The sequence below is a fragment of the Acinetobacter sp. ANC 3832 genome, from assembly GCF_002135415.1.
Classification (GTDB): Bacteria; Pseudomonadota; Gammaproteobacteria; order Pseudomonadales; family Moraxellaceae; genus Acinetobacter.
This window is the reverse complement of sequence record NZ_NEGJ01000002.1, coordinates 60,885-86,011: the sequence shown is the minus strand read 5'-3', so window position 1 is coordinate 86,011 and position 25,127 is coordinate 60,885. Positions and strand designations below refer to the sequence as shown.

At 40.1% G+C, this 25,127-nt stretch carries 38 protein-coding genes and 1 pseudogene; 32 read left to right on the top strand and 7 right to left on the bottom strand.

What is annotated here, in order from left to right; translation table 11 throughout:
* Window positions 1-73: 73 nt before the first annotated feature.
* The 5 genes from yihA to B9T35_RS02860 form a co-directional block, all read right to left on the bottom strand.
* Window positions 74-943: a ribosome biogenesis GTP-binding protein YihA/YsxC gene (gene yihA / locus B9T35_RS02880; RefSeq protein WP_086189623.1), complete on the bottom strand. Its 870-nt coding sequence runs from the start codon at window positions 941-943 to the stop codon at window positions 74-76.
* Window positions 944-1,033: 90 nt separating this feature from the next.
* Window positions 1,034-1,477, bottom strand: coding sequence for an RrF2 family transcriptional regulator (locus B9T35_RS02875; protein WP_086189622.1), 444 nt, complete (start codon window positions 1,475-1,477; stop codon window positions 1,034-1,036).
* Window positions 1,478-1,611: 134 nt separating this feature from the next.
* Window positions 1,612-2,373, bottom strand: a complete 762-nt coding sequence (locus B9T35_RS02870; RefSeq protein ID WP_086189621.1) for a globin domain-containing protein — start codon at window positions 2,371-2,373, stop codon at window positions 1,612-1,614.
* Window positions 2,374-2,605: 232 nt separating this feature from the next.
* Window positions 2,606-3,187, bottom strand: a complete 582-nt coding sequence (locus B9T35_RS02865) for a hemerythrin domain-containing protein (protein WP_086189620.1) — start codon at window positions 3,185-3,187, stop codon at window positions 2,606-2,608.
* Between the two features lie 48 nt (window positions 3,188-3,235).
* Window positions 3,236-4,057, bottom strand: coding sequence for a DUF3050 domain-containing protein (locus B9T35_RS02860; protein WP_086189619.1), 822 nt, complete (start codon window positions 4,055-4,057; stop codon window positions 3,236-3,238).
* Window positions 4,058-4,427: 370 nt separating this feature from the next.
* Here B9T35_RS02860 and B9T35_RS02855 point away from each other — a divergent pair, with 370 nt between their 5' ends.
* Window positions 4,428-4,865, top strand: a complete 438-nt coding sequence (locus tag B9T35_RS02855) for an RrF2 family transcriptional regulator (RefSeq protein WP_086189618.1) — start codon at window positions 4,428-4,430, stop codon at window positions 4,863-4,865.
* A gap of 50 nt (window positions 4,866-4,915) precedes the next feature.
* Here B9T35_RS02855 and B9T35_RS02850 read toward each other — a convergent pair whose 3' ends face one another.
* Window positions 4,916-6,487: a helicase HerA-like domain-containing protein gene (locus tag B9T35_RS02850; protein WP_086189617.1), complete on the bottom strand. Its 1,572-nt coding sequence runs from the start codon at window positions 6,485-6,487 to the stop codon at window positions 4,916-4,918.
* 29 nt (window positions 6,488-6,516) lie between these two features.
* On the bottom strand, window positions 6,517-7,719 hold the full coding sequence (locus tag B9T35_RS02845) for a PLP-dependent transferase (protein ID WP_086189616.1): 1,203 nt from the start codon (window positions 7,717-7,719) through the stop codon (window positions 6,517-6,519).
* A 163-nt stretch (window positions 7,720-7,882) separates the two neighbouring features.
* On the opposite strand from B9T35_RS02845, the gene B9T35_RS02840 reads away from it, so the two are divergent.
* The 31 genes and pseudogenes from B9T35_RS02840 (at window position 7,883) to B9T35_RS02690 (ending at window position 25,108) form a co-directional block, all read left to right on the top strand.
* The gene (locus B9T35_RS02840) at window positions 7,883-8,611 is read left to right on the top strand and encodes a type 1 glutamine amidotransferase (protein ID WP_086189615.1); all 729 of its coding nucleotides are present in this window, start codon (window positions 7,883-7,885) and stop codon (window positions 8,609-8,611) included.
* A 274-nt stretch (window positions 8,612-8,885) separates the two neighbouring features.
* A complete protein-coding gene (rpsJ, locus tag B9T35_RS02835) occupies window positions 8,886-9,197 on the top strand; it encodes a 30S ribosomal protein S10 (protein ID WP_004725677.1) in 312 nt (103 codons plus the stop codon).
* A 59-nt stretch (window positions 9,198-9,256) separates the two neighbouring features.
* Window positions 9,257-9,895: a 50S ribosomal protein L3 gene (gene rplC / locus B9T35_RS02830; RefSeq protein ID WP_086189614.1), complete on the top strand. Its 639-nt coding sequence runs from the start codon at window positions 9,257-9,259 to the stop codon at window positions 9,893-9,895.
* Window positions 9,896-9,906: 11 nt separating this feature from the next.
* A complete protein-coding gene (rplD, locus tag B9T35_RS02825) occupies window positions 9,907-10,509 on the top strand; it encodes a 50S ribosomal protein L4 (RefSeq protein ID WP_086189613.1) in 603 nt (200 codons plus the stop codon).
* The gene (rplW, locus tag B9T35_RS02820) at window positions 10,506-10,826 is read left to right on the top strand and encodes a 50S ribosomal protein L23 (RefSeq protein ID WP_086189612.1); all 321 of its coding nucleotides are present in this window, start codon (window positions 10,506-10,508) and stop codon (window positions 10,824-10,826) included. The genes rplD and rplW overlap by 4 nt, the downstream gene beginning before the upstream one ends.
* Before the next feature lie 11 nt (window positions 10,827-10,837).
* Window positions 10,838-11,662 (top strand): 50S ribosomal protein L2, encoded by an 825-nt coding sequence (gene rplB, locus B9T35_RS02815; protein WP_086189611.1) that lies wholly within the window; start codon window positions 10,838-10,840, stop codon window positions 11,660-11,662.
* Window positions 11,663-11,681: 19 nt separating this feature from the next.
* The gene (gene rpsS, locus B9T35_RS02810; protein WP_086189610.1) at window positions 11,682-11,957 is read left to right on the top strand and encodes a 30S ribosomal protein S19; all 276 of its coding nucleotides are present in this window, start codon (window positions 11,682-11,684) and stop codon (window positions 11,955-11,957) included.
* 9 nt (window positions 11,958-11,966) lie between these two features.
* A complete protein-coding gene (gene rplV / locus B9T35_RS02805; protein ID WP_086189609.1) occupies window positions 11,967-12,296 on the top strand; it encodes a 50S ribosomal protein L22 in 330 nt (109 codons plus the stop codon).
* A gap of 1 nt (window position 12,297) precedes the next feature.
* Window positions 12,298-13,114: pseudogene (gene rpsC, locus B9T35_RS02800) on the top strand (30S ribosomal protein S3).
* Window positions 13,054-13,467 carry a 50S ribosomal protein L16 gene (rplP, locus tag B9T35_RS02795; protein ID WP_086189607.1) on the top strand — a complete coding sequence of 138 codons (414 nt, stop codon included), beginning with the start codon at window positions 13,054-13,056 and terminating at the stop codon, window positions 13,465-13,467. The pseudogene rpsC and the gene rplP overlap by 61 nt, the downstream one beginning before the upstream one ends.
* Window positions 13,467-13,664 (top strand): 50S ribosomal protein L29, encoded by a 198-nt coding sequence (gene rpmC, locus B9T35_RS02790; protein ID WP_086189606.1) that lies wholly within the window; start codon window positions 13,467-13,469, stop codon window positions 13,662-13,664. Before rplP ends, rpmC begins: the two co-directional genes overlap by 1 nt.
* Window positions 13,661-13,918 carry a 30S ribosomal protein S17 gene (gene rpsQ / locus B9T35_RS02785; RefSeq protein WP_086189605.1) on the top strand — a complete coding sequence of 86 codons (258 nt, stop codon included), beginning with the start codon at window positions 13,661-13,663 and terminating at the stop codon, window positions 13,916-13,918. Before rpmC ends, rpsQ begins: the two co-directional genes overlap by 4 nt.
* Window positions 13,919-14,010: 92 nt before the next feature.
* On the top strand, window positions 14,011-14,379 hold the full coding sequence (gene rplN, locus B9T35_RS02780; RefSeq protein ID WP_053579510.1) for a 50S ribosomal protein L14: 369 nt from the start codon (window positions 14,011-14,013) through the stop codon (window positions 14,377-14,379).
* 11 nt (window positions 14,380-14,390) lie between these two features.
* Complete coding sequence (rplX, locus tag B9T35_RS02775; protein WP_086189604.1) at window positions 14,391-14,708, top strand: 50S ribosomal protein L24; 318 nt, start codon at window positions 14,391-14,393, stop codon at window positions 14,706-14,708.
* Between the two features lie 15 nt (window positions 14,709-14,723).
* Window positions 14,724-15,260 (top strand): 50S ribosomal protein L5, encoded by a 537-nt coding sequence (gene rplE / locus B9T35_RS02770; RefSeq protein ID WP_086189603.1) that lies wholly within the window; start codon window positions 14,724-14,726, stop codon window positions 15,258-15,260.
* Window positions 15,261-15,269: 9 nt separating this feature from the next.
* The gene (gene rpsN / locus B9T35_RS02765) at window positions 15,270-15,575 is read left to right on the top strand and encodes a 30S ribosomal protein S14 (RefSeq protein WP_086189602.1); all 306 of its coding nucleotides are present in this window, start codon (window positions 15,270-15,272) and stop codon (window positions 15,573-15,575) included.
* 11 nt (window positions 15,576-15,586) lie between these two features.
* Complete coding sequence (gene rpsH, locus B9T35_RS02760; protein ID WP_086189601.1) at window positions 15,587-15,982, top strand: 30S ribosomal protein S8; 396 nt, start codon at window positions 15,587-15,589, stop codon at window positions 15,980-15,982.
* Between the two features lie 13 nt (window positions 15,983-15,995).
* Window positions 15,996-16,529 (top strand): 50S ribosomal protein L6, encoded by a 534-nt coding sequence (gene rplF / locus B9T35_RS02755; RefSeq protein WP_086189600.1) that lies wholly within the window; start codon window positions 15,996-15,998, stop codon window positions 16,527-16,529.
* Window positions 16,530-16,543: 14 nt separating this feature from the next.
* Window positions 16,544-16,894, top strand: coding sequence for a 50S ribosomal protein L18 (rplR, locus tag B9T35_RS02750; protein ID WP_002049741.1), 351 nt, complete (start codon window positions 16,544-16,546; stop codon window positions 16,892-16,894).
* Window positions 16,895-16,896: 2 nt separating this feature from the next.
* The gene (gene rpsE, locus B9T35_RS02745) at window positions 16,897-17,394 is read left to right on the top strand and encodes a 30S ribosomal protein S5 (RefSeq protein WP_086189599.1); all 498 of its coding nucleotides are present in this window, start codon (window positions 16,897-16,899) and stop codon (window positions 17,392-17,394) included.
* Between the two features lie 6 nt (window positions 17,395-17,400).
* Window positions 17,401-17,577: a 50S ribosomal protein L30 gene (gene rpmD, locus B9T35_RS02740; protein WP_086189598.1), complete on the top strand. Its 177-nt coding sequence runs from the start codon at window positions 17,401-17,403 to the stop codon at window positions 17,575-17,577.
* A gap of 3 nt (window positions 17,578-17,580) precedes the next feature.
* Window positions 17,581-18,021: a 50S ribosomal protein L15 gene (rplO, locus tag B9T35_RS02735; RefSeq protein WP_086189597.1), complete on the top strand. Its 441-nt coding sequence runs from the start codon at window positions 17,581-17,583 to the stop codon at window positions 18,019-18,021.
* 45 nt (window positions 18,022-18,066) lie between these two features.
* Window positions 18,067-19,383, top strand: a complete 1,317-nt coding sequence (gene secY / locus B9T35_RS02730; RefSeq protein ID WP_171264206.1) for a preprotein translocase subunit SecY — start codon at window positions 18,067-18,069, stop codon at window positions 19,381-19,383.
* A gap of 20 nt (window positions 19,384-19,403) precedes the next feature.
* Window positions 19,404-19,520, top strand: coding sequence for a 50S ribosomal protein L36 (gene rpmJ / locus B9T35_RS02725; RefSeq protein WP_017395330.1), 117 nt, complete (start codon window positions 19,404-19,406; stop codon window positions 19,518-19,520).
* 106 nt (window positions 19,521-19,626) lie between these two features.
* Window positions 19,627-19,983 carry a 30S ribosomal protein S13 gene (gene rpsM, locus B9T35_RS02720; RefSeq protein WP_086189595.1) on the top strand — a complete coding sequence of 119 codons (357 nt, stop codon included), beginning with the start codon at window positions 19,627-19,629 and terminating at the stop codon, window positions 19,981-19,983.
* Between the two features lie 19 nt (window positions 19,984-20,002).
* Window positions 20,003-20,389 carry a 30S ribosomal protein S11 gene (gene rpsK, locus B9T35_RS02715; protein ID WP_004281491.1) on the top strand — a complete coding sequence of 129 codons (387 nt, stop codon included), beginning with the start codon at window positions 20,003-20,005 and terminating at the stop codon, window positions 20,387-20,389.
* A gap of 12 nt (window positions 20,390-20,401) precedes the next feature.
* Window positions 20,402-21,028 (top strand): 30S ribosomal protein S4, encoded by a 627-nt coding sequence (gene rpsD / locus B9T35_RS02710; protein WP_086189594.1) that lies wholly within the window; start codon window positions 20,402-20,404, stop codon window positions 21,026-21,028.
* A 17-nt stretch (window positions 21,029-21,045) separates the two neighbouring features.
* Complete coding sequence (locus B9T35_RS02705; protein WP_086189593.1) at window positions 21,046-22,053, top strand: DNA-directed RNA polymerase subunit alpha; 1,008 nt, start codon at window positions 21,046-21,048, stop codon at window positions 22,051-22,053.
* An 18-nt stretch (window positions 22,054-22,071) separates the two neighbouring features.
* The gene (rplQ, locus tag B9T35_RS02700; protein ID WP_004650463.1) at window positions 22,072-22,437 is read left to right on the top strand and encodes a 50S ribosomal protein L17; all 366 of its coding nucleotides are present in this window, start codon (window positions 22,072-22,074) and stop codon (window positions 22,435-22,437) included.
* A gap of 197 nt (window positions 22,438-22,634) precedes the next feature.
* Entirely contained in the window at window positions 22,635-24,125 is a 1,491-nt protein-coding gene (locus B9T35_RS02695) for a flavin-containing monooxygenase (protein WP_086189592.1), read from the top strand.
* A gap of 194 nt (window positions 24,126-24,319) precedes the next feature.
* Window positions 24,320-25,108, top strand: coding sequence for an alpha/beta fold hydrolase (locus B9T35_RS02690; RefSeq protein ID WP_416202416.1), 789 nt, complete (start codon window positions 24,320-24,322; stop codon window positions 25,106-25,108).
* Window positions 25,109-25,127 lie beyond the last annotated feature (19 nt).

The following is a 25,127-nucleotide window of genomic DNA, read 5'->3' as shown; positions in this document are numbered from 1 at the left end:
TGCTTAGCAATTTAGGACATTCGAATATCAATTAGTGATGATTTTGGTCAGACAATGTGAATTATTGAATGAATTACTCAGGTTTGACTTGGATCTCATTATTTTTCACTTCAGTTTCATGATCTGGTGATTCAGCTAAATCGCTGTCATCATCATTTTCTTCATCAAGATCGATGTCATCTTCAGAGGCTTCTGGAATAGAATCTAAGTCGAAGTAAGCAGGTTGCTCAAGTGTATAGTTCAAACGACCCGCCATAATACTTGCAAGTTCTTCTAATCCAATTTTATGCAAAGCAGAGAATAATTGAATAGAGAAATGTAGTTTCATCTTTTTCAATTGTTCTTGAACTTCAAGCAATACTTTACTTGCAGGACCACGATTGAGCTTGTCTGCCTTCGTCAGCATCACGTGTACGAATAATTGACGTGAATACGCCCATTCCAACATCATCACATCAAAATGTTGTAATGGATGGCGAATATCCATCAATAACACTAAACCTTGTAAGCTTTGACGATGAATCAGGTAATTTTCTAACTCTTTTTGCCAAACAAGTTTCATTGCTTCTGGTACGGCAGCATAACCATAACCAGGTAAATCGACCAAGCGTTGATCAGGATTACCTAAGCTGAAAAAGTTAATCATTTGTGTACGACCGGGTCTTTTTGAAGCACGAGCCAGTTGTTTTTGATTGGTTATTGCATTAATTGCACTTGATTTACCCGCATTTGAGCGACCTGCAAAAGCAATCTCATAACCTGTGTCTTCTACACACAGATTGAGTTTTGGTGCACTCATTAAAAATTCAGCTTGGCGTAACCAGATTAGTGATGAAGATGAATATTCTGAAGTCGCAGAGTCCACTTTTTTCTCATAACTGATTTTTTGCTTAGGAGCATGAGATGCTCTGCTGTTTTTGGATTTGCCACTGCTGCGATGCATAATTCAACTTCAATAAAATAATCTACATGGGTATTATAAAGGAAGTCCGTAATTCAAGCGAACTTTGCCTACAGATAAGCATTTACGACTTTATAAATTGACCAATGCGATTGGAGATAGACTCTGGGAGAGAGGAGGGAGTGATCGTTGAATCACATCCGATAACGTATATTGATCAAGGCTTTGATAAAAATCACTGACAGCATCATCCAAAATACCTTTTAAACCACAGTGTGTACGTAAAACACAGGGTGGGGTATTGCATTCTACGATTGGATTTTCACCTTGTAAAATACGAACAATTTTGCCTAAACGAAGTTCAAGTGAGAGTGTATTGAGTTGAATGCCACCACCTTTACCACGACTGGTTATGATCCATTCTTGCTTCCCCATAAAATGAACAATTTTAACCAAATGATTCTGAGAAACATGCAAATCTACAGCAATTTCAGCAATGGTATATGGCGTATCTTTCGGGCGAGCGATATACATCAATACACGTAAAGCATAGTCTGTAAATTTATTGAGTTGCATGATTAAACAATCGAATCGTTAAAAAGTGAGCGAGTCATCATAACCTGATTTTTTTGATAAAGATATGTCGCTTATGAGGTATAAAAATAGACCACCGCGTTGATCTATTTTTATACTGTTGATTTCAAATATGTTTACTTGATTTGAGGTGCAGACAATAGAACTTGATCACCAATCTGGTAATGCTGTAGTAAAATATTTGGTACAGAGTATTCTGTATGATTTTCTTCAGCTTTGACTTCAAATTGATATTCGCCATCCGTTGAAGGAAGGGCAATAAACTGATGAGGTTGTTCAAGTTCTTGCTGTGGAATTTTCACTTTTACCGATATTTTTTGTGGTGTTGACGTTGTGATAATCGCTTGTGCATCACTGGCTTTTACTGTAAATATTTTACTGATGCCATTATCTGAAATTGCACTAATTTCAAAACCACGCCATCCTGCCCATCCACCTGTTTGCGCCGTTAAATGATGATATTTTTGCTTTTCAGCATTAATCAGAATATCTGCAAGTTGTAAGTATGCTTCTTTCCACGCGGCAATCAAATCAGACTCAAATGGAACGTTCAAAACTTCACTAATCGAGTGTAATAAGTTGTCGCCCACAATTGCATATTGTTCAGGCTGAATATTCAAACTGACATGTTTGGTGCTGATGTGCTCAATGGCTTTCGCGAGGACACTCGGATTTTCAATATTTTCTGCGTATGCCAATACGGCTGCTGCTAAAGCACGTGGTTGCCGTCCTGAATTTTGGCTATCTAAATTAAAGATATTTTTTAATTCAGGATTATTGTTCAGCATACGTTGATAAAAATAACTGGTTAGCGCAACTCCGTTTTCGCGTAATACAGGGACTGTACTTTTAACGAGTTCAATATGTTGTGGATTCATAAGATGGGTGCCTTTGACTAACGAATTTAAAGATGTATTTTAAATATATATTATAAAGGACATAAAGTGTATTTTAAATACATATTATTAATTAAATGATTAATACTTTTTAATTGCATTTGTAATCAATAAGTTGAATTATTTTATTTGTGCAATATTTAGTCTTTTTAAGAATTTAAGGCAATAAAAAACTCACCGAAGTGAGCTTGTTATATCATAACGAGAAGAGGATTTAGATACGACCATATAGGATGTAGAGCTCTTTTTCTTCACTTTCAATACGTTTTACTAATGCGCCACCAATCGCATCATATTCAGCTTTAAACTCTTCAGAGCTTTCAGGTTTAATCCCATCCGTCATCCATTTTTCTAAGAATTTAATCACTGTTCTTTCGATGGTGCGCATTTCTTTACGGAAGTTACGCATTGCTGCAAATTCTTCAGGTTTATCTTTTAAACTTTGTTCTAAATAACCATAAAATTTAATGTTTTCAGCATCAAGATGCGCTTTTAAGTTTTCTTGGAACATTCTCAATTGTCCTGGAATAAGTTGATATTCACGGATATTGAAGGTATTGCCAATATTGGTATATAAACGGACCAATTGTTGATGGTCTGCTTCCAAATGATCAACTAATTTTGGGTAAAACTGAATATTGCTATCAGGTTCACGGTCATAAATACGGGCTTTCGGTGAAGCACTGCTTTCTGGAGTCGCTGTTTCAACAGTTTCGTTTGTGGTTGTATTGACAAGTGTTTGTGGCTTAAACAATCTAAAGAATGCTAAAAATAAATTTTTGAACCAATTTGACATAATCTTTCCCTTCTTTATTGTAAGGAGCTTTGGGAAGCGTTGTGCAGTTTATGCAACTGCAGCATGAAGTTGAGTTGTTGTTTTTATTGCTTTTGTCGAATTAATTTCTTGCTCAAGGGCATCCCAAAGTGCAATACGTAAATCAACTGCGTGAATTGCGCTATCAAAAAGCTCATGCCAAGCTTTGACATCACCCTTTAAGCGATTATTCATAATTTTTTGCACAGCAGGGCCATGTGCATCACCATCAAGTTCAATATGACGATTCAGGTAATACACAAAAACTTCAGCATCTTTTTCTCGGATATTCCAAGTTTTTAGTAAGTGGTCAAACATTTCCGGAATTGAGTCTTCACGACCATAAAAGAAACTGCCAAGTACTTCAGAGGTTTTGCCATGCATTGCAACCAGCATTGTGGTGAGTACAAAGTTTTTAATGGCTGGACTAACTTTTAAATTGGTTAATGCATCTGCTAAATCTGCACCATTTGAAACCATGGTGAGTAAGCGGTTAATTTGGTTGGTTGAAGCACCAATTTCTTGCATTGCAATCAAATACATTTCAAAGTGAGATGCTGCTTGACCATTTGGCATTACATCGGTTTCTTCACCGAGTATGATTTCATTGACTAAGCGTGCAGCTTCAATTTCAGTAGGTGGCATCCAAGGTAAGGTCACACAGGTGAAATCTTGTTGCAGACGCTTCGCCAGTGACATAAAATCCCAAACAGCAAATACATGCCATTGCATGAATGTTCTAAGGTCTTCAACGCTTTGAATTGAAGAAAATACATTGTGTTGACGCATGTCTGTTAATTTTTTTTCTAGAAGCTCATATTTAGATTGAACTTCGCTTGGTACATTAATCATTTTCTAAACCTCAATAATCTGGCTAAATTTATAAAAATTCTTTTATTTGTGATATGTGTCACATTTTATTTGTTTATTATGCTTTATATCAATGATTTTATCGGACTGTTAACATTTGCAACACAGTGACTTAATTGTTTTTATACAACTTATTGTTTAGTAAAATTAAATTTATAAAGTGTATGTAACATAAATATTAACAAAGATGTATATTCAATAGATGAATATAAGATAAAATAGTTTCAGTAGATATATAGTAAATATATATTTACTATAGTTAAAATGATTGATTAGTATAATTAAACTGTTTGCCTGTTGTTTTAAATTGATATAATATTTTTCAAAATATTTGCGAAAATTAAATAAGACTATGCAATTAAATAAATTCACAGATTATGGTTTTCGCCTGTTGCTCTATCTAAGTCAAACAGATGCGAGAGAAAGCTACACAATTGCTCAAATCGCAGATGATTTGCAAATATCTCAGAATCATCTGGTTAAAATTGTTCATCATTTTTCAAAAAAAGGTTGGGTCATTACCACAAGAGGTAAAGGTGGCGGTGTGCAATTAGCCCCTCATTCTTTAGGTTTGCGTGTCGGTGATGTAATTGCAGATTTAGAAGCCAATACTGCATTGGTTGAATGTAATGTACCGCCTTGTGTATTACGTATGAACTGTAATTTAAAAGGGCATTTAGATAAAGCAACCAAAGTATTTTATGACTATTTAAATCAATATACTCTAGGGCAAATGATTCGCAAGAATAAGACTGATTATTTAAATAAAATTGATTTACAGAATTTATAATGCATAAAAAAGGAGTCTAATCAGACTCCTTTTATTTTTTTCATTTCTAATTATCTTTTACCAAATAGAGAACCCAATAAACCACGTACTAGTTTTTGCCCTGTTGGACCACCTAAGGTACGTGCAGCACTTTTGGCAAATGTCCCGACAATATCTTGTGTGAGCTTTTCACGTTGTTTACTCACACGTTCAGCTTCTTTCTGTTGCTCTTTATCGATCCGTTCTTGTTCTTTCTGCTGTTGCTTGGCTAAAGCATCCTGTTGTTTGCCCATTGCTTCTAATTGCTTGGCTTGCTCAGCAGCGATGTCAAAAGCAATTTGCTGTTGAGTGCTATCGCTCATTTTCTTTTGAAGCATTTCATAAGCACTGTCACGATCAACTTCTTGATCATAAACACCCGCAACAATACTTTGCGCCATCAGTGCTTTACGTTCTTCGAGTGTGATTGGGCTAAATGAGGAATAAGGCGGCATCACCATCCCACGTTCAACGATTTGCGGTGTACCTTGTTCATCTAAGCAACTAATTAAGGCTTCACCCACAGCGAGTTGAGTAATCGCATCATCCACCTTAAATTCAGGATTGGCACGGAAAGTATCTGCTGCAGTTTTAACGGCTTTTTGATCTTTAGGGGTGAAAGCACGTAAAGCATGTTGTACACGATTACCAAGTTGTCCTAAAACATCTTCTGGAATATCTAAGGGGCTTTGAGTGATAAAATAAATCCCAACACCTTTGGAGCGAATTAAGCGAATTACTTGCTTAATTTTTTCTTGTAAAGTTGGGCTAGCGTTATCAAAGAGTAAATGCGCTTCATCGAAGAAAAACACCAGTTTAGGTTTATCCAGATCACCGACTTCAGGGAGCTTTTCAAACAGTTCTGAAAGCATCCAAAGAAGAAAAGTTGCATATAGCTTAGGTGTATTCATTAATTTATCGGCAGCCAATAAGTTAATATAACCACGACCTTGTGTATCCGTTTGGATGAAATCTAGAATATCTAAACTCGGTTCACCAAAGAATTTATCACCACCTTGATCGCCTAAAGCCAATAGATTACGTTGAATTGCGCCTAAACTTGCAGGCGATAAATTGCCATATTCTGCTTTTAAGTTGGAAGCATTTTCACTGACATAGGTCAGCATCGCTTTCAGGTCTTTAAAGTCGATGAGTAATAAGCCTTGATCATCTGCAATTCTAAATACAGCAGCCAATACACCTTCTTGGGTATCATTCAGATTCAGCATTTGTGCGAGTAATAAAGGTCCAATTTCTGAAATAGTGGTACGAATTGGATGCCCTTGTTCGCCAAACAAATCCCAGAAAATCGTTGGTGAAGCTGCAAAGAGAACACTATCAATACCTAAATTTTTAATTCGTTCATCAAATTTAGGATTGCTAGAGCCTGCTTTGGCAATGCTTGAAACATCACCCTTTGCATCGGCGAGGAAAACAGGAACACCAATACGAGAAAAGCTTTCAGCCAAAACCTTAAGTGTGACGGTTTTGCCTGTACCTGTTGCACCTGCAATAAGACCATGACGATTGGCAAATTGTGAGTGAATCACGATATCTTGTGTAGTATCTGAGGTTTTTTTAGCAATAACGATTGGTGTGCCCATAATTCTTCCTATTCTATTGATCAATCTATTTATTGGGATTGTGGTTTATTCATTTTTTCTAATGCATTTGCAATATCTTGGATTAAATCTTCGGGCTTCTCAAGTCCAATACAAAACCGAACCAATAAACCGTGTTGCAGATGCTGTTGTGGTAAACGACGCATTTCACTTAAGTTGTAGAGCATCACTAAGCTGATTGGACCACCCCAACTAAAGCCAAGTTTAAATAAAGATAAATTATCACAAAATGAACGAATTGCAGTCATGTCATATTCAGGCTTAAAAATAACACTAACCAATCCTGCACTTTGTTTTGTTTCGCAAACTTCTTTCCAATATTCGTGTCCTGCGGAATGTTCATCTGCGGGATGAAGTACTTGAATAATTTGTTCTTGTAGTTTGAGCCATTGCAAAACAGTTAAAGCACTTTGTGATTGCTGTTGATAGCGAATTTTCATCGATGCTAAGCTCCGTTGCACCAGTGCAGCATCATCGCCTGAAATCGCTATGCCTTGTAATGCATGCATACGGAATAATTGATGATGTAGATTTTTATTTTGTGTGACCACTGAACCCATTAGAACATCACCCCCACCACTTGGATATTTGGTCAGTGCGTGAATAGTCAAATCGACACTTAAATGTTCTTCACCAAAATCAAAGGCATTAAAGGCTAGACCTGCACCCCAAGTATTATCTAAAGCTGTTAATACTTTGGCCTCTTTGGCTTTTTTAACAAAATTGATTAGGTCAGGGAATTCTAAGGTGACGGATCCTGCTGCTTCAAGCCAAATCAGTTTGGCTTTATCAGAGGGTTGAAAACTATTGATATCAATTGGGTTGTAAACCTTAACTAGAATGTTATATCGAGTTTCTAAGTTACGTAAATGCTCCATATTTGGACCATAGATATTATCTGCAACCCAAACTTCATCACCATGACTAAGAAAGCATGAGTTGACGAGATTAATCGCTGATAAACCACTGGGTGCAAGTAAACAATAATCACCGCCTTCGATTTGAGCGATATTGTCTCCCAATGTATATGTAGTGGGCGTGCCATGCGTGCCATAACTGTAATCATAGTCATCTGTCCAATGACGATCGAATAATGCACTGGTATTTTTAAAAATAATCGTAGATGCACGAAATAGGGGAGGCTGTACTGTCTCTATATATTGTGGTGCTTTACGAGGAGCATGAATTAAGGCTGTTTGCGGATCATATTTCACAAGAATACTCAGAAAAGAAAGCTGAAATCATAAACTTAAGAAAAGCATAATAAATGCAGAGGGCAAAGTGTTGAATTGTGAAAATTTATGGCAAGCACTGTAGTTGGCTCTATTTTTGCAAAGCTATACGACATGAATGGTGAAAACAAAAAATAGGATGTCGATGATGAGCCAACTTAAAGTACATTATTTTCAGCATATTGCAGGCGAAGGTTTTGGTAGTTGTTATGATTATTTGAAATCAAAAAATGCAGAAATTACAGCAACGGAATTTTTTGCTTTACCTATGGATTTACCATTAGATATAGAGGCGCTTCCAGATATAGAGGATGTGGATCTGCTGATTATTATGGGTGGCGCAATGAGCGTCAATGATGAAGTAAACTTTCCATGGTTAAAGATTGAAAAACGTTGGATCCGACGCTATTTGGCTGAAGCTAAGCCTGCAATTGGTTTGTGTTTAGGTGGGCAATTGATTGCACATGCTTTGGGCGCAAATGTACATCGGAATCCACAGCAAGAAATGGGTTGGACGTCAGTTTATCGGAGTGAAGCAATCGCAAAGGATGTTTTTCAAGTTCCAACAACATTTGAAGTGATGCAATGGCATAGCGAAACATTTGATATTCCGAAAGGTGCAGTCCGATTAGCACAAAATACAGCCTGCTTGAATCAGATGTATCAAATTGCAAATAATGTTTTAGGTTTTCAATTTCACCCAGAAATGACGCCACGAGTACTCCAAATGTATATTGAACATGAGGAAGATCAGCACATATTTCAGGGGGATTATGTGCAAGCTTTAGAGTATTTAAAATATACAAAAAAAACAGACTTTAATGTGGGAAACCTCTTATTAAATCGAGCAATTGATTATGTTTTGCAGGCCTAAAGCGTTGGTTATTTCTTAAACTGTTTTAATTACAATAAATTATTTAAAAAAGGGTGAAAGTGTGCATTTTTGTTTGCTTAAGCGTTAAACAATCGCTATAATGAGCGACCCTCCGATAGGAAGGGCTGAATGACGAATAAAGTCGTTCAGATCGTTACAGTCATGGCATCGATCATGACCTTAGTGATTTTCACTGCCTTTGACACTCGCCCATTTAGTGGGGGGAGATGCGTCAAGGGTGATTCTTTATATTTTTGGCTTGGAGTTAACTGGTATGTCTAACCAGAGAATTCGTATCCGTCTTAAGTCTTTTGATCATCGTCTGATTGATCAATCTTCTCAAGAGATCGTAGAAACAGCAAAACGCACTGGCGCACAAGTTTGTGGTCCAATCCCGATGCCTACTCGTATCGAGCGTTTTAACGTTTTGACATCACCACACGTAAATAAAGATGCGCGTGACCAATATGAAATCCGCACATATAAACGTTTGATCGACATCGTTCAACCTACAGATAAAACTGTAGATGCGTTGATGAAGTTAGATCTTGCAGCTGGTGTTGATGTTCAGATCGCATTGGGTTAAGGCTTTCGGTTAATTAACGCTCTAAGTTAATTAAGCCGCTTTTTTAGAGGTTTATGCACATGGCTATTGGTTTAGTCGGTCGCAAGTGCGGTATGACACGTATCTTTACAGATGCTGGTGTTTCTGTACCTGTAACAGTGATTGAGGTTGATCCTAACCGCATCACTCAAATCAAAACGCTTGAAACTGATGGTTATCAAGCGATTCAGATCACAACTGGTGAACGTCGCGAATCTCGCGTAACTAACGCTCAGAAAGGTCACTTCGCGAAAGCGGGTGTTGCTGCTGGTCGTTTAGTTCAAGAATTCCGCGCTACAGAAGCTGATCTTGAAGGTCGTGAAGTTGGCGGTACTATTGGCGTTGACTTATTTACAGTTGGTCAAGTTATTGACGTAACTGGTCAGTCTAAAGGTAAAGGCTTCCAAGGTGGTGTTAAGCGTTGGAATTTCCGTACGCAAGATGCTACACATGGTAACTCATTGTCTCACCGTGTTTTAGGTTCTACTGGTCAAAACCAGACACCTGGACGCGTGTTTAAAGGCAAGAAAATGGCTGGCCATATGGGCGCTGAACGTGTAACAGTACAGGGTCTTGAAGTTGTATCTATCGACTTAGAACGTTCAGTTCTAGTTGTTAAAGGTGCGATTCCTGGCGCTACTGGTGGCGACGTTATCGTTCGTCCTACGATCAAGGCCTGAGGGGAAATAACGTGAATTTAAAAACTGTTTCCGGCTCTGCTGTTGAATTATCAGAAGTAGCTTTCGGTCGTGATTTTAATGAAGCTCTTGTACACCAAGTTGTTACAGCTTATTTAGCTGGTGGTCGTCAAGGTTCTAAAGCTCAGAAATCACGTGGCGAAGTATCTGGCGGTGGTAAAAAACCATTCCGTCAAAAAGGTACTGGCCGTGCTCGTGCTGGTTCTATTCGTAGCCCGATCTGGGTTGGTGGTGGTAAAACTTTTGCTGCTCGTCCACAAGATTGGTCTCAAAAAGTTAACCGTAAAATGTACCGCGGTGCAATGCAATGTATCTTGGCTGAACTTGTTCGCCAAAATCGTCTTGTATTAGTTGAAGAGTTTTCTGTTGAAGCTCCAAAAACTAAAGAGTTGCTTGCAAAACTTAGCGACTTGAATGCAACTCGTGCATTAATCGTTACTGATGCTGTTGATGAGAATCTATATCTTGCTGCACGCAATATTCCACACGTTGATGTGGTAGATGCTGCTGCAATTGATCCAGTAGCTTTGATTGCGTTCGATAAAGTTGTTATGTCTGTTGCTGCTGCTAAGAAAATAGAGGTAGAACTAGGATGAACAACGAACGTTTATATCAAGTCCTACAAGGACCTGTATTCTCAGAGAAAGCACAAGTTTTAGGTGACACTGCTGGTGTTCAAGTATTTAAAGTTGCACTTAATGCAAACAAGCTTGAAATCAAAAAAGCAGTAGAGCAACTCTTTGGTGTGGAAGTTGTTAAAGTTAACACGACTATCACTAAAGGTAAAACTAAGCGCTTTGGTAAAACATTAGGACGTCGTTCTGATGTTAAAAAAGCATACGTCACCCTGAAAGCTGGCCAAGATGTTGAAATGGCTGACTTGGGCGATACCGCTGAAAGCGCAGCGGAATAAGGACGAAATTTATGCCTATTCAAAAATGTAAACCAACGTCACCTGGACGTCGCTTTGTAGAGAAAGTGGTTCATAACCATCTTCACAAAGGCGCGCCATACTCACCGTTGGTTGAAGCTAAAAAACGTACTGGTGGCCGTAATAACAATGGTCACATTACTACTCGTCACGTTGGTGGTGGTCATAAACAAAACTACCGTATCGTAGACTTTAAACGTAATAAAGATGGTATCCCAGCGACTGTGGAGCGTATTGAATACGATCCTAACCGTACTGCACACATTGCTTTAGTTTTGTATGCTGATGGCGAACGTCGTTATATCATTGCGCCTAAAGGTTTACGTGCTGGTGATAAAGTTCAGTCTGGTAACGATGCTCCAATTCGTTCAGGTAACTGCTTGCCACTTCGCAACATGCCTATCGGTTCTACTCTACACAACATTGAACTTAAAATCGGTAAAGGCGCGCAATTAGCTCGTTCTGCTGGTACTTCTGCTCAATTGTTGGGTCGTGACGGTTCTTATGCCATCGTTCGTTTACGTTCTGGTGAAATGCGTAAGATACATGTTGAATGTCGCGCTGTGTTGGGTGAAGTTTCCAACTCAGAAAGCAACCTTCGTTCACTTGGTAAAGCAGGTGCAGCACGCTGGCGTGGTGTTCGTCCTACCGTTCGTGGTATGGCGATGAACCCAGTTGATCACCCGCACGGTGGTGGTGAAGGTCGTAATAAAGGTATTCAACCTGTAAGCCCATGGGGTCAAAAAGCTAAAGGGTACAAAACACGTACCAATAAGCGTACGACTAAGATGATTATTCGCGACCGTCGCGTTAAGTAACAAGTAAAGGAATCTGACAATGCCTCGTTCTCTGAAAAAAGGCCCATTCGTCGATGCGCACTTGTTTGCTAAGATTGAAGCGGCTGTTGCAAGTAATTCTCGCAAGCCGATCAAAACTTGGTCACGTCGTTCGATGATCCTCCCGGATTTTGTTGGTTTAACAATTTCTGTTCATAATGGCCGTAATCATGTACCAGTAATCGTATCTGAGCATATGGTTGGTCATAAACTCGGTGAATTCGCGCCAACTCGTACCTATCGTGGTCACGGTGTTGACAAGAAATCTAAACGTTAAGGTGCTATGATGGAAGTTACTGCTAAATTACGCGGTGCCGCTATCTCGGCACAAAAAGCACGTTTGGTTGCGGATCTTATTCGTGGCAAATCTATTGCTCATGCTTTAAATATCTTAAATTTCAGCAACAAAAAAGCTGCAGTTTTAGTAAAAAAAGCATTGGAATCTGCAATTGCAAACGCTGAACATAATAACAGTTTAGATGTAGACGACCTTAAAGTTTCTACGATTTACGTTGATGAAGGCACTAGCCTTAAACGTATTTTGCCACGTGCCAAAGGCCGTGCAGATCGTATTACTAAGCGTACTTGTCACATCACCGTTAAGGTAGGGGTTTGATATGGGTCAGAAGGTTCATCCAATCGGTATCCGCCTAGGTGTTGTGAAACGTCATAACGCTAACTGGTATGCGAGTCCGAAACAATACGCTGAATATTTGCTTAAAGATCTTCAAGTTCGTGAGTTTTTGCTTAAAAAACTTAAGAATGCGATGGTGAGCAATATTCTTATCGAACGTCCTACAGGCGCTGCTAAAGTAACTATTAGCACTGCTCGTCCAGGTATCGTAATCGGTAAAAAAGGCGAAGATATTGAAAAATTACAGCGTGAACTTACCACTATCATGGGTGTTCCAGCGCAAGTAAGCATCAATGAAATCGATCGCCCAGATTTAGACGCTCGTTTAGTTGCTGAAGCTATCGCTTCTCAATTAGAAAAACGTGTAATGTTCCGTCGTGCTATGAAACGTGCGGTTCAAAATACGATGCGTGCTGGTGCTAAAGGTATCAAAGTTGAGGTTTCAGGTCGTTTAGGCGGTGCTGAGATTGCTCGTACAGAATGGTATCGTGAAGGTCGTGTACCTTTACATACGCTTCGTGCGGACATCGACTATGCAACTATGCGTGCTGAGACTACTTACGGTACGATTGGTGTTAAAGTTTGGATTTTCCGTGGTGAGATTTTAGGTGGCATGAAACAAGTCATGAACCCTGCTCCTGCTGAAGAACGTCCAGCTAAACGCGGTCGTGGTCGTGGTGAAGGTCAAGAGCGTCGTGGTCGTCGCAATGATCGTTCTGCTGAAAAAGGAGAATAATCCATGTTACAACCTAAACGTACTAAATTCCGTAAAGTGCAGAAAGGCCGTAACACTGGTCTAGCGCATCGCGGTAGCACTGTATCTTTTGGTACTATTGCACTGAAAGCAATTGGTCGTGGTCGTATGACTGCTCGTCAAATTGAAGCAGCGCGTCGTACAATTAGCCGTCGTGTTAAACGTGGTGGTAAAATCTTTATCCGCGTATTCCCAGACAAACCAATTACTGAAAAACCATTAGAAGTTCGTATGGGTAAAGGTAAAGGTTCAGTGGAATATTGGGTTTGCGAAATCAAACCGGGTAAAATCCTGTACGAAATGGACGGTGTGAACGAAGAGTTAGCGCGCGAAGCATTTACGCTGGCTGCTGCTAAACTTCCGTTTAAAACCGCTATCGTGACTCGGACGGTAATGTAATGAATACTAAAGATCTACGTGAAAAATCGGTAGAAGAGTTGAAAGCTTTGCTTGATGAGCAACAGCTAAACCAATTCCGTCTTCGTATGGCAAAATCAACTGGTCAATTGGGTAAATCGCATGAAGTTGCGCTTACTCGTAAGACTATTGCTCGTATTAAGACACTCCTTACCGAAAAACAGGGGAACGGACAATGAGTGAGCAAACAGTTCGCACGTTAACTGGCAAAGTCGTAAGCGACAAAATGGACAAGTCTATTGTTGTGCTTATTGAACGCCGCGTTCAACACCCGTTGTATGGCAAATCAATCCGCCGTTCAACAAAATTACACGCTCATGATGAGAATAACACTGCTAAAACTGGCGATGTTGTGATCATTAAAGAAAGCCGCCCAATTTCTAAAACTAAAGCATGGACTTTGGTTGAAGTTGTTGAAGCAGCTGCTGAGTAATTAGACGTTCTTGTTGCATCATCGGTTAATTTCGAGTACTCTTTGAGCCTTTCGAAATTTCGACCGGTGTTGCTCGGTTTTGGAGTAGGGCAATGATTCAGACCGAAAGTATGCTCGACGTAGCAGACAACAGTGGAGCTCGCCGCGTACAATGTATTAAAGTACTAGGTGGTTCACATCGTCGTTATGCTTCTGTTGGCGACATTATTAAAGTTACTGTAAAAGAAGCAATTCCACGTGGTCGTGTTAAAAAAGGCGACGTGATGAATGCAGTTGTAGTTCGTACTAAGTTCGGTATTCGTCGTTCAGATGGTTCTGTGATCCGTTTTGATGATAATGCTGCAGTTATTTTGAACAACAACAAAGCGCCGATTGCAACTCGTATTTTCGGACCAGTGACTCGTGAGCTTCGTACTGAACAGTTCATGAAAATCATTTCATTGGCTCCTGAAGTTCTATAATAGAGGCAATCATGGCTAAGATTAGAAAAGGCGATCAAGTAATTGTGATCGCAGGTAAAGAAAAAGGCAAACAGGGTACTGTTTTGTCTGTTTCTAATGACCGAGTTAAGGTTGAAGGCCTTAACTTAGTTACGAAGCATCAAAAGCCGAATAAAGTAACTGGCGCTGAAGGCGGTATTGTTACTCAGGAAGCTACGCTTCATATTTCGAATGTAGCGGTTTTTAATGCTACAACCCAAAAGGCTGACCGTGTTGGTTACCAAGTTGCTGAAGGCGTTAAAACTCGCGTCTACAAGTCAAATGGTGAATCAGTGGCGGTAGCGAAGTAATAGGTTGAATCGGCTATGGCCAGACTTAGAACACGTTATAACGAAGAACTTAAGACTCAGTTGAAAGAAACTTTGAGTCTTGAGAATGTAATGCAGATTCCACGCATTACTAAAATCACTCTAAACATGGGTGTTGGTGCTGCTTCTGCTGATAAGAAATTATTAGACGGCGCATTATCAGATATGCAAGCAATTGCTGGTCAAAAACCAGTACTTACTCTTGCACGTAAATCAATCGCAGGTTTTAAAATCCGTGATGGTTGGCCAATTGGTTGTAAAGTTACTTTACGTGGCGACCAAATGTACGAATTCTTAGACCGTTTGATTTCTATCGCAATCCCGCGTATCCGTGACTTCCGTGGTTTCTCAGCGAAATCTTTTGACGGTCGTGGTAACTACTCGTTGGGTTTGAAGGAACAGATTATGTTCCCAGAAATCGATTTCGATAAGATTGATCGTATTCGTGGTATGGATATTACTATCACTACTACGGCTCGCACCGATGACGAAGGCCGTGCGCTTATGCGTGCATTCGGCTTCCCGTTCAAATAAGAGGTCGATATGGCTAAGAAAGGTATGATTAATCGCGAGTTGAAACGCGAAGCTACAGTTGAGAAATACGCTGCAAAACGTGCTGAATATAAAGCAACGATTGCAAACGTAAATGCAACTGATGAAGAACGTTTCAATGCGATGTTAAAGTTACAAGCATTGCCACGTAATGCATCTCCGGTACGTCTTCGTAACCGTTGTGGTTTAACTGGTCGTCCTCATGGTTACTTCCGTAAGTTCGGCTTAAGCCGTAACAAATTACGTGAAACAGTAATGCAAGGCGATGTGCCGGGCGTTGTTAAGGCAAGCTGGTAAGGAGCGTCTAAATGAGTATGCAAGATACCGTTGCCGACATGTTAACACGTGTTCGTAACGCACAAATGGCTAAGAAACAAACTGTTTCTATGCCTAACTCTAAGTTGAAAGTTGCTATTGCAAATGTTCTTCAACAAGAGGGTTATATCGCTGAAGTAGCGGTTGCTGAGAATGAAGGCAAACCTACATTAACGATTACTTTAAAATATTTCGAAGGCAAGCCTGTTATCGAAACTGTGAAACGTGTAAGCCGTCCAGGTTTACGTCAGTATCGCGGTAAAGATAACTTACCTAGCGTTAAGCAAGGTTTGGGTGTTGCGATTGTTTCTACAAGCAAAGGCATCATGACTGATCGCGCTGCACGTGCTGCAGGCATCGGTGGTGAAGTTATTGCTTTTGTTTCTTAATAGGTGATTCCTCATGTCTCGTGTGGCTAAAGCCCCAGTAACTGTACCTAACGGTGTAACAGTTACTCAGAACGGCCGGCAGGTCGAAGTGAAAGGCACAAAAGGTACTTTGTCTTTCAACCTGCATGCGCTGGTCGAGCTTAAACAGGAAGAAGGTGCCCTTCAACTTGCTCCAGTTAAAGAGTCGAAAGACGCTTGGATGCAAGCAGGTACTGCTCGCGCTGTTTTAAATAACCTTGTAAAAGGTGTAAGCGAAGGTTTCGAACGTAAGTTACAACTTATTGGTGTTGGTTATAAAGCTGCGGTTAAAGGTAACATTGTTAACCTTAACCTTGGTTACTCACACCCGATCGATTACACGCTTCCAGAAGGTGTAACTGCTGAAACTCCAACTGCTACTGAAATCATTTTGAAATCAGCAAGCAAACATATGTTGGGTCAAGTAGCTGCAGATATCCGTGGATATCGTCCGCCAGAGCCATATAAAGGTAAAGGTGTTCGTTATTCGGATGAAGTTGTTCTTCGTAAAGAAGCTAAGAAGAAATAAGGCGCGAGGTTCTTATGAACGAAAAGAAACAATCCCGTTTGCGTCGTGCGAAAAGCACACGCTTGCACATCCGTGCATTGGGTGCGACTCGTTTGTGTGTAAACCGCACTCCGCGTCACATCTATGCGCAAGTTATTTCAGCAGATGGTGGCAAAGTATTAGCGCAAGCTTCTACTTTGGACGCATCTTTACGTAGCGGTACTACGGGTAACGTAGATGCTGCAACTAAAGTTGGTGCTTTAATCGCAGAACGCGCGAAAGCAGCTGGTGTAACTAAAGTTGCATTTGACCGTTCTGGTTTTAAATATCATGGTCGTATCAAAGCCTTGGCTGATGCTGCTCGTGAAAACGGCTTGGAGTTCTAATCATGGCTAAAGTTGAACAAAACGAAGGTCTTGTTGAAAAGCTGGTTGCCGTTGATCGTGTAGCCAAAGTTGTTAAGGGTGGTCGTATCTTCTCTTTCACAGCATTGACTGTGGTTGGAGATGGTAATGGTCGCGTAGGTTTTGGCCGTGGTAAAGCACGTGAAGTTCCAGCTGCTATTTCTAAAGCACTTGAAGCTGCACGCCGCAACATGATCACTGTTGATCTTGCTGATGGTACTTTACAACATCCAATCCGTGCTCGTCATGGCGCAAGTCGTGTATACATGCAACCTGCTTCTGAAGGTACAGGCGTAATCGCTGGTGGTTCTATGCGTGCCGTACTTGAAGCTGCTGGTGTACGTAACGTACTGACTAAGTGTTATGGTTCTACAAACGCTGCTAACGTAGTAAACGCGACTTTTAATGGTTTGCGTGATATGACTTCCGCTGAGAAGGTTGCTGCGAAACGTGGTTTAACCGTAGAACAAATTCAAGGGTAATCAATCATGAAAACGATTAAAGTTACCCAGACTAAATCTTCTTCGCATCGTTTGAAAAATCACAAACTTTGTCTACAAGGTTTAGGTCTGCGTCGTATTGGTCATACTGTAGAAGTGTTAGATACACCTTCTAATCGTGGTATGGTCAACAAAGTTTACTATATGGTTAGTGTAGAGGAATAAGCCATGACTCTGCGTTTAAATGAGCTTGCACCTGCTGAAGGTGCAAAACGTGACAGCCGTCGTTTAGGCCGTGGTATCGGTTCTGGCGTTGGTAAGACTGGTGGCCGTGGTGTCAAAGGTCAAAACTCACGTAAAAGTGGTGGTACGCGTCCAGGTTTCGAAGGCGGACAAACTGCGTTATATCGTCGTTTGCCTAAATTCGGTTTCACTAGCCAATTGGCTTTGAAAACTGCTGAAGTACGTTTGTCTGAACTTACTAAAGTTGAAGGTGATATTGTTTCACTTGAAACTTTAAAAGCTGCAAATGTTGTACGTAAAGATATGATACGTGCTCGTATCGTACTTTCTGGTGAAATCACTCGTGCATTCACTGTTCAAGGTGTTGCATTGACTAAAGGCGCTAAAGCTGCTCTAGAAGCTGCTGGCGGTAAAGTCGAGGAGTAATCGCGAGTGACTATGTCTCCTAGTTCTTCAGGTCATGTTAACATGATGAAAGGCCAGCCATTTCATGTGAAATATCGTGAAGTTATTCGTCGATTAATGTTCTTAGTTGGCGCATTGGTTGTTTTTCGACTAGGAGCGCATATTCCGCTGCCAGGTATCGATAATGTCGCACTAGAACGTTTTTTCAAAGCTAATGAAGGTACTTTTTTAGGTTTGTTTAATATGTTCTCTGGTGGGGCATTAGAGCGAATGTCAATTCTTGCGTTAGGAATTATGCCGTACATTTCTGCATCTATTATTGTGCAGTTAATGTCTACGGTAGTTCCTTCGCTGGAAGCATTAAAGAAAGAGGGTGAACAGGGTAAGCGTAAGATTAATCAATATACGCGTTATGGCACACTTTTACTTGCAGTCGTGCAAGGTATTGGAATGTGTGCAGGGCTTATTAGTCAAGGGATTACCTTAACTTCTGGTCTTGCTTTCTACATTCCCGCACTAACTTCGTTAGTTGCAGGTACCATGTTCTTGATGTGGTTAGGGGAACAAATTACCGAGCGTGGTATTGGTAATGGTATCTCTATGATCATTTTTGCAGGTATTGTGGCGGGTTTACCAAATTTAGTAATTCAATCATTTTCTTCTGTAGAAAATGGTCAAACCAGTTTAATCGGTTTGGCAGTTTTTGCTTTACTGTCTTTAGCTGTACTTGCTGCCATTGTATTTATTGAGAAAGCTCAACGTCGCATTCCTGTGAACTATGCTCAAAAACAGCAAGGTCGTCGTGTATTTACTGCACAGCAAACACATTTGCCATTGAAAATTAACATGGCAGGGGTTATTCCAGCAATTTTCGCTAGTTCGTTATTGTTGTTCCCTGCAAGTTTAGGTCAATGGTTAGGTAGTGCTGATCCAAATGCAGGAATTGTAAAACGCTCTTTGCAAGATTTGGCATTGGTTTTATCGCCTGGACAACCTTTGTATTTAGTGTTATTCGGTGCGTTAATTATCTTCTTCTGTTATTTCTATACGGCACTGGTTTTCAGTCCTAAAGAAGTTGCAGAGAATTTGAAGCGCAGCGGAGCTTACGTACCTGGTATTCGCCCAGGGGAGCAAACTGCTCGTTACTTAGATCATATTCTTAATCGTTTGACTTTTATTGGCGCGATCTACATTACAATCATCTGTTTAATGCCGATGATTTTGCAAAGTTCTTTTGGTATTCCATTCCATTTGGGTGGTACTTCTTTGCTGATTGTAGTTGTTGTTGTGATGGACTTTATGGCTCAGCTTCAAGCTCATCTCACTTCACGTCAGTACGATAATCAAACGTTAATGAGAAAGACTGCTCATCCTAAGGGATAAGCGCACTTAGAGGTTTCATCATGAAAGTTCAAGCTTCTGTTAAAAAAATTTGTGGTAGCTGTAAAGTTATCCGTCGTAATGGGGTTATCCGCGTGATTTGCAACGCAGAACCTCGTCATAAGCAGCGTCAAGGTTAATCTGATCAAGACCTGTTGATTTCAGTAGGCTAATTAGGTTATTATCCGCCCCTCAAGATTTTTTGTGGGGCGGTTGATTATCTACTGCCTTTTTGGAGAAAAGTGAATGGCTCGTATTGCCGGTGTAAACATTCCGGATAACAAGCATGCTGTTATCTCCCTCACGTACATTTTTGGTGTTGGTCGCCACACTGCTAAGAATATCTTAGCTGCTGTTGGTATTGCCACTACTACTAAGATCCGTGAATTGGATGATGCTCAGCTTGATGCGATTCGTGCAGAAGTTGCCAAGGTTCCGACCGAAGGTGATTTACGTCGCGAAATTTCCATGAACATTAAACGTTTAATGGATTTAGGCTGCTATCGTGGTCTTCGTCATCGTCGCAGCTTGCCTGTCCGTGGACAACGCACCAAAACTAACGCACGTACCCGTAAAGGTCCGCGCAAACCTATTAAGAAATAAGATTTCTGGAAGCTAAAAGATGGCTAAAGATACTCGCGCACGCAAGAAGGTCACTCGTACCGTCTCTGAAGGTGTTGCACACATTCACGCTTCTTTTAATAACACCATTGTGACTATTACCGATCGTCAAGGTAATGCACTGGCTTGGGCCACTTCGGGTGGACAAGGCTTCCGTGGATCACGTAAATCAACTCCGTTTGCTGCTCAGGTAGCTGCTGAAGTTGCTGGTAAAGCAGCTTTGGATTACGGTTTGAAAAACTTGGACGTCCTTGTAAAAGGTCCTGGTCCTGGTCGTGAATCTGCGGTTCGTGCTTTAGGTGCAGTGGGTTATAAAATTAACAGCATTACCGATGTGACGCCAATCCCGCACAACGGTTGCCGTCCACCTAAAAAACGTCGCGTCTAAGGAGAATCATTCATGGCTCGTTATATTGGTCCAAAATGCAAACTCTCTCGCCGCGAAGGGACAGACCTGCAACTTAAATCAGGCGTTAAACCGTTTGACGTTAAGACAAAAAAACATGCTAAAGCTCCTGGCCAACACGGCGGAGCTCGTGGTAGTAAACAATCTGAGTACTCACTACAATTACGTGAAAAACAAAAAGTACGTCGTATGTACGGTGTGTTAGAACGTCAATTTAGTAACTACTATAAAGAAGCTGCTCGTGTTAAAGGCGCAACAGGTGAAAACTTGTTGAAATTGCTTGAAAGCCGTATTGATAACGTTGTTTATCGCATGGGCTTTGGTTCTACACGTGCAGAAGCTCGTCAGCTTGTATCTCACCGTAGCATTACTTTGAATGGCCGTCGTGTTAACATTGCGTCTATCCAAGTTAAAGCTGGTGATGTTATCGCAGTTCACGAAGGTGCTAAACAACAATTACGTATTAAAAACGCAATTGAATTAGCTACTCAACGTGGTACTTCTCCTTGGATCGAAGTAGATCATTCGAAACTTGAAGGTACATTTAAAGCTGCACCAGATCGTTCTGATTTACCTGCTGAAATCAACGAAAGCTTGATTGTAGAATTGTATTCTAAATAATCCTTGAGGTAGCAATAATGACGCGTACTGCAAACGAGTTTCTTACTCCGCAAGCGATCAAGGTCGAAGCGGCAAGCGGGACCTCGGCAAAAGTGATTCTGGAACCTTTAGAGCGTGGCTTTGGTCATACTCTAGGTAATGCTTTACGCCGCATCCTTCTTTCTTCTTTACCTGGCGCAGCTGTGGTTGAAGTTGAAATTGAAGGTGTTGAGCACGAGTACAGTACTTTAGAAGGCTTGCAGCAGGACATCGTCGAGCTCTTGCTGAACCTTAAAGGATTGTCTATTAAGCTGTTCGATCAAAATGAAGCGTATTTAACATTAGAGAAACAAGGTCCTGGCGATATTACTGCTGCTGATCTTCGTTTACCTCATAATGTTGAAGTGGTTAACCCGGAACATTTGATCGGCACATTGAGTGCTTCAGGCTCTATTAAAATGCGCCTGAAAGTTTCTCAAGGTCGTGGTTATGAAACATCTGACTCACGTTTCCCAGAAGGCGAAACTCGCCCAGTGGGTCGTTTACAGTTAGATGCTTCTTATAGCCCTATCAAACGTGTTTCTTACACCGTTGAAAATGCGCGTGTTGAACAACGTACAGACCTTGATAAATTGGTCATTGACCTTGAAACCAATGGTACAGTTGATCCAGAAGAAGCGATCCGCAAAGCGGCAACAATCTTGCAACAACAAATTGCAATTTTTGTTGATCTTCAGAAAGATCAAGCTCCTGTTGCTCAAGAGCCTCGTGAAGAAGTTGACCCAATCTTGCTTCGTCCAGTAGATGATCTAGAGCTTACTGTTCGTTCTGCTAACTGTTTGAAAGCAGAAAATATTTACTACATCGGTGATCTTGTTCAACGTACTGAAGTTGAGTTGTTAAAAACTCCTAACTTAGGTAAAAAATCGTTGACTGAGATTAAAGATGTTCTGGCTTCAAAAGGCTTACAACTCGGCATGCGTTTAGAGAACTGGCCACCAGCTAGTTTACGTATGGACGATCGTTTTGCCTATCGTAGCCGTTAATTAAGTAGGACTATCACCATGCGTCATCGTAATAGTGGTGTGAAATTAGGCCGTACAAGCAGTCATCGTAAAGCGATGTTCCAAAACATGGCTAATTCTTTGTTTGAACACGAGTTGATTAAAACAACTGTTCCTAAAGCAAAAGAATTACGTCGTGTTGCTGAGCCTTTAATCACTTTAGCTAAAAACGATACAGTAGCAAACCGTCGTTTGGCATTTGCTCGTACTCGTTCAGCAGTAACTGTAGGTAAATTATTTACAGTTCTTGGCCCTCGTTATAAAGAACGTAACGGCGGCTATCTACGTGTTCTTAAAGCGGGCTTCCGTGCAGGTGATGCTGCACCGATGGCTTACGTTGAGCTAGTAGATCGCGAAGTTAAATAATTTCGTGTAGAATGACTTTTAGTTGTTCAGAAGAAGGCCGGTTAATCACCGGTCTTTTTTTATGTCTATTGTTAGACAATTTTATCATTTGTCCTCAAGTGACATAATTTTTGTCTGAAAAATACTAACTTGACATTGCGTATTGTCAAATTTGTGCTTTAATAAAAATGTACAGACAAACAGGTTATAAAAAGAACATGGAAAAGCAAATTGATATTCTCATCGTAGGTGCTGGAATCTCTGGATTAGGCGTAGCAGCACACCTTTCAAAAAACTGTCCGAATCGTAAATTCGAGATTATTGAACGACGCGAAAGTTTTGGTGGTACTTGGGATTTCTTTAAGTATCCTGGTATTCGTTCAGATTCAGATATGTCGACTTTTGGTTATCGTTTTAAACCGTGGCAGAAATCGAATGTATTGGCAGATGGTGCTTCAATTAAGGGCTATCTTTCAGAAGTGATTGAAGAATATAAGTTAAAAGAAAAAATTAAATTTCAGCATCGAGTATTGGCTGCAAATTATGATTCAGTTCAAAAAAAATGGATCGTTGAAATTGAAGATGCGAACCAGAAGAAACAAACTTGGGTGGCTAACTTTGTTGTAGGATGCACAGGTTATTATAATTATGACCAAGGTTTCCAACCGAATTTTCCAAATCAAGAAGCATTCAAAGGTCAAATCATTCACCCACAATTTTGGCCTGAAAACTTAGATTACGCAGGTAAAAAAGTCGTTATTATTGGTAGTGGTGCAACTGCGATTACATTAGTACCTGCAATGGTGAAAGGTGGAGCAGGGCATGTCACCATGCTACAGCGTTCTCCTACTTATATTGCAACTGTACCTTCAATTGATTTTGTTTACGAAAAAATGCGTAAAGTTTTACCTGAAGATTTGGCATACAAATTAACTCGTGCACGTAATATTGGGATGCAACGTGGTATTTATGCGCTAGCGCAGAAACAGCCGAAAATTTTGCGTAAATTACTGTTGAAATCAGTTGAAATGCAATTGAAGGGTAAGGTGGATATGAAACACTTTACCCCAACTTATAATCCTTGGGATCAACGCCTTTGTGTTGTTCCCGATGGTGATTTATTTAAAATCTTACGTTCTGGTAAAGCCAGTATTGCCACAGATCAAATAGATAAATTTACAGAAACGGGTATTCAACTTAAATCTGGTGAACACATAGAAGCTGATATTATTGTTTCAGCGACAGGTTTAGAGATTCAAATTTTGGGTGGGATTAAAGCAACCATTGATGGTAAGCCCATGAATACCTCACAACACATGTTATATAAAGGTGTGATGGTGAGTGATGTACCAAATATGGCGATGATTATTGGCTATATCAATGCATCTTGGACACTAAAAGTGGATGTTGCTGCCGATTATATTTGTCGTTTGTTAAATTATATGGATAAAAAAGGCTACGATGCTGTCATTCCTGAAGGTGATGCAACTGAATTGATGGATGATACTGTAATGGGCAGTTTATCTTCAGGTTATATTGCACGTGCGGCAGAAGTTATGCCTAAACAAGGTAAACATGCACCGTGGAAAGTATCGAATAACTATCTTGCTGATCGTAAAGAGTTAAAGCAGGCTAAATTTGAAGATAACGTCCTTAAATTTGAGAAACGTGATGCTGATGCGGCACGTAAACCTAAATTAGTGTCATAACAAGATTTAAATGAATATCTTGCTTAACAAGCTTATAAAAAGCGAGGTAAGATATTTAATTTAACCAATAAAAAGGAGCTTAGGCTCCTTTTTTACGTGCATGCATAATGAATGAAGACCTATGGGTTTCGCTATAATGAAAGAATCTGTGCTAAAAAATAAGATAAGAAGAAGGAGTTTTTACATTGGATTATATCGAAATAAATGAGCAGTTTTTAACATTAGAACAGGGACAGATCTTTGTTAAACAATGGAAATATAAAAATACAGCGCTTTTAAAAAAAAGCCCTATTATTTTATTTCATGAATCTTTAGGGAGCGTGGCTTTATGGCGAGATTTTCCTGAAAAATTAGCTTTAGCGACTCAAAGAGATATCATTGCTTATGACCGTTTAGGTTTTGGTCATTCATCTGCTCTCATTGATCCACCTGACTTTAATTTTGTGGCAAAAGAGGCAGAAGAAACGTTACCTATCTTATTAAAACAACTCGGTTTAAATCATTTTATTGTGATGGGACATAGTGTCGGTGGTGGTATGGCAAGCATTTGTGCCGCTTTATATCCACAACAGTGTAAAGCTTTGATTACTGAGTCAGCGCAATCAATGGTTGAAGAGGAAACATTAGACGGTATTCGTCGAGCTAAAGTAAATTTTACCAATGAAAAGTTTTTAAGTCGTTTAGCAAAATATCATGCAGATAAAACACAATGGGTTTTAGATGCATGGACAGAAACATGGTTATCACCTGAGTTTAAAAAGTGGGATTTAGATGCTTATTTACAACGAGTGCATTGTCCACTTTTGGCGATTCATGGTGAAACTGATGAGTATGCTACGATTGCTCAGCCCAAACGCTTTGTAGATTTAGCACAAGGCGAGACTGAGCTGTGCTTAATTGAAGCGTGTGGTCATTTTCCACATCAAGAAAAACAAGAACAAGTTTTGCAAAGTATTCAACAATTCTTAAAAAATATAGATTAAAAAATGGGGCATGAGCCCC

Coding starts and splice junctions, on each gene's coding strand:
- yihA (WP_086189623.1), bottom strand. CDS start 943: ATGCATCGCAGCAGTGGCAAATCCAAAAACAGCAGAGCATCTCATGCT.
- B9T35_RS02875 (WP_086189622.1), bottom strand. CDS start 1,477: ATGCAACTCAATAAATTTACAGACTATGCTTTACGTGTATTGATGTAT.
- B9T35_RS02870 (WP_086189621.1), bottom strand. CDS start 2,373: ATGAATCCACAACATATTGAACTCGTTAAAAGTACAGTCCCTGTATTA.
- B9T35_RS02865 (WP_086189620.1), bottom strand. CDS start 3,187: ATGTCAAATTGGTTCAAAAATTTATTTTTAGCATTCTTTAGATTGTTT.
- B9T35_RS02860 (WP_086189619.1), bottom strand. CDS start 4,057: ATGATTAATGTACCAAGCGAAGTTCAATCTAAATATGAGCTTCTAGAA.
- B9T35_RS02855 (WP_086189618.1), top strand. CDS start 4,428: ATGCAATTAAATAAATTCACAGATTATGGTTTTCGCCTGTTGCTCTAT.
- B9T35_RS02850 (WP_086189617.1), bottom strand. CDS start 6,487: ATGGGCACACCAATCGTTATTGCTAAAAAAACCTCAGATACTACACAA.
- B9T35_RS02840 (WP_086189615.1), top strand. CDS start 7,883: ATGATGAGCCAACTTAAAGTACATTATTTTCAGCATATTGCAGGCGAA.
- rpsJ (WP_004725677.1), top strand. CDS start 8,886: ATGTCTAACCAGAGAATTCGTATCCGTCTTAAGTCTTTTGATCATCGT.
- rplC (WP_086189614.1), top strand. CDS start 9,257: ATGGCTATTGGTTTAGTCGGTCGCAAGTGCGGTATGACACGTATCTTT.
- rplW (WP_086189612.1), top strand. CDS start 10,506: ATGAACAACGAACGTTTATATCAAGTCCTACAAGGACCTGTATTCTCA.
- rplB (WP_086189611.1), top strand. CDS start 10,838: ATGCCTATTCAAAAATGTAAACCAACGTCACCTGGACGTCGCTTTGTA.
- rpsS (WP_086189610.1), top strand. CDS start 11,682: ATGCCTCGTTCTCTGAAAAAAGGCCCATTCGTCGATGCGCACTTGTTT.
- rplV (WP_086189609.1), top strand. CDS start 11,967: ATGGAAGTTACTGCTAAATTACGCGGTGCCGCTATCTCGGCACAAAAA.
- rplP (WP_086189607.1), top strand. CDS start 13,054: ATGTTACAACCTAAACGTACTAAATTCCGTAAAGTGCAGAAAGGCCGT.
- rpmC (WP_086189606.1), top strand. CDS start 13,467: ATGAATACTAAAGATCTACGTGAAAAATCGGTAGAAGAGTTGAAAGCT.
- rpsQ (WP_086189605.1), top strand. CDS start 13,661: ATGAGTGAGCAAACAGTTCGCACGTTAACTGGCAAAGTCGTAAGCGAC.
- rplN (WP_053579510.1), top strand. CDS start 14,011: ATGATTCAGACCGAAAGTATGCTCGACGTAGCAGACAACAGTGGAGCT.
- rplX (WP_086189604.1), top strand. CDS start 14,391: ATGGCTAAGATTAGAAAAGGCGATCAAGTAATTGTGATCGCAGGTAAA.
- rplE (WP_086189603.1), top strand. CDS start 14,724: ATGGCCAGACTTAGAACACGTTATAACGAAGAACTTAAGACTCAGTTG.
- rpsN (WP_086189602.1), top strand. CDS start 15,270: ATGGCTAAGAAAGGTATGATTAATCGCGAGTTGAAACGCGAAGCTACA.
- rpsH (WP_086189601.1), top strand. CDS start 15,587: ATGAGTATGCAAGATACCGTTGCCGACATGTTAACACGTGTTCGTAAC.
- rplF (WP_086189600.1), top strand. CDS start 15,996: ATGTCTCGTGTGGCTAAAGCCCCAGTAACTGTACCTAACGGTGTAACA.
- rplR (WP_002049741.1), top strand. CDS start 16,544: ATGAACGAAAAGAAACAATCCCGTTTGCGTCGTGCGAAAAGCACACGC.
- rpsE (WP_086189599.1), top strand. CDS start 16,897: ATGGCTAAAGTTGAACAAAACGAAGGTCTTGTTGAAAAGCTGGTTGCC.
- rpmD (WP_086189598.1), top strand. CDS start 17,401: ATGAAAACGATTAAAGTTACCCAGACTAAATCTTCTTCGCATCGTTTG.
- rplO (WP_086189597.1), top strand. CDS start 17,581: ATGACTCTGCGTTTAAATGAGCTTGCACCTGCTGAAGGTGCAAAACGT.
- secY (WP_171264206.1), top strand. CDS start 18,067: ATGAAAGGCCAGCCATTTCATGTGAAATATCGTGAAGTTATTCGTCGA.
- rpmJ (WP_017395330.1), top strand. CDS start 19,404: ATGAAAGTTCAAGCTTCTGTTAAAAAAATTTGTGGTAGCTGTAAAGTT.
- rpsM (WP_086189595.1), top strand. CDS start 19,627: ATGGCTCGTATTGCCGGTGTAAACATTCCGGATAACAAGCATGCTGTT.
- rpsK (WP_004281491.1), top strand. CDS start 20,003: ATGGCTAAAGATACTCGCGCACGCAAGAAGGTCACTCGTACCGTCTCT.
- rpsD (WP_086189594.1), top strand. CDS start 20,402: ATGGCTCGTTATATTGGTCCAAAATGCAAACTCTCTCGCCGCGAAGGG.
- B9T35_RS02705 (WP_086189593.1), top strand. CDS start 21,046: ATGACGCGTACTGCAAACGAGTTTCTTACTCCGCAAGCGATCAAGGTC.
- rplQ (WP_004650463.1), top strand. CDS start 22,072: ATGCGTCATCGTAATAGTGGTGTGAAATTAGGCCGTACAAGCAGTCAT.
- B9T35_RS02695 (WP_086189592.1), top strand. CDS start 22,635: ATGGAAAAGCAAATTGATATTCTCATCGTAGGTGCTGGAATCTCTGGA.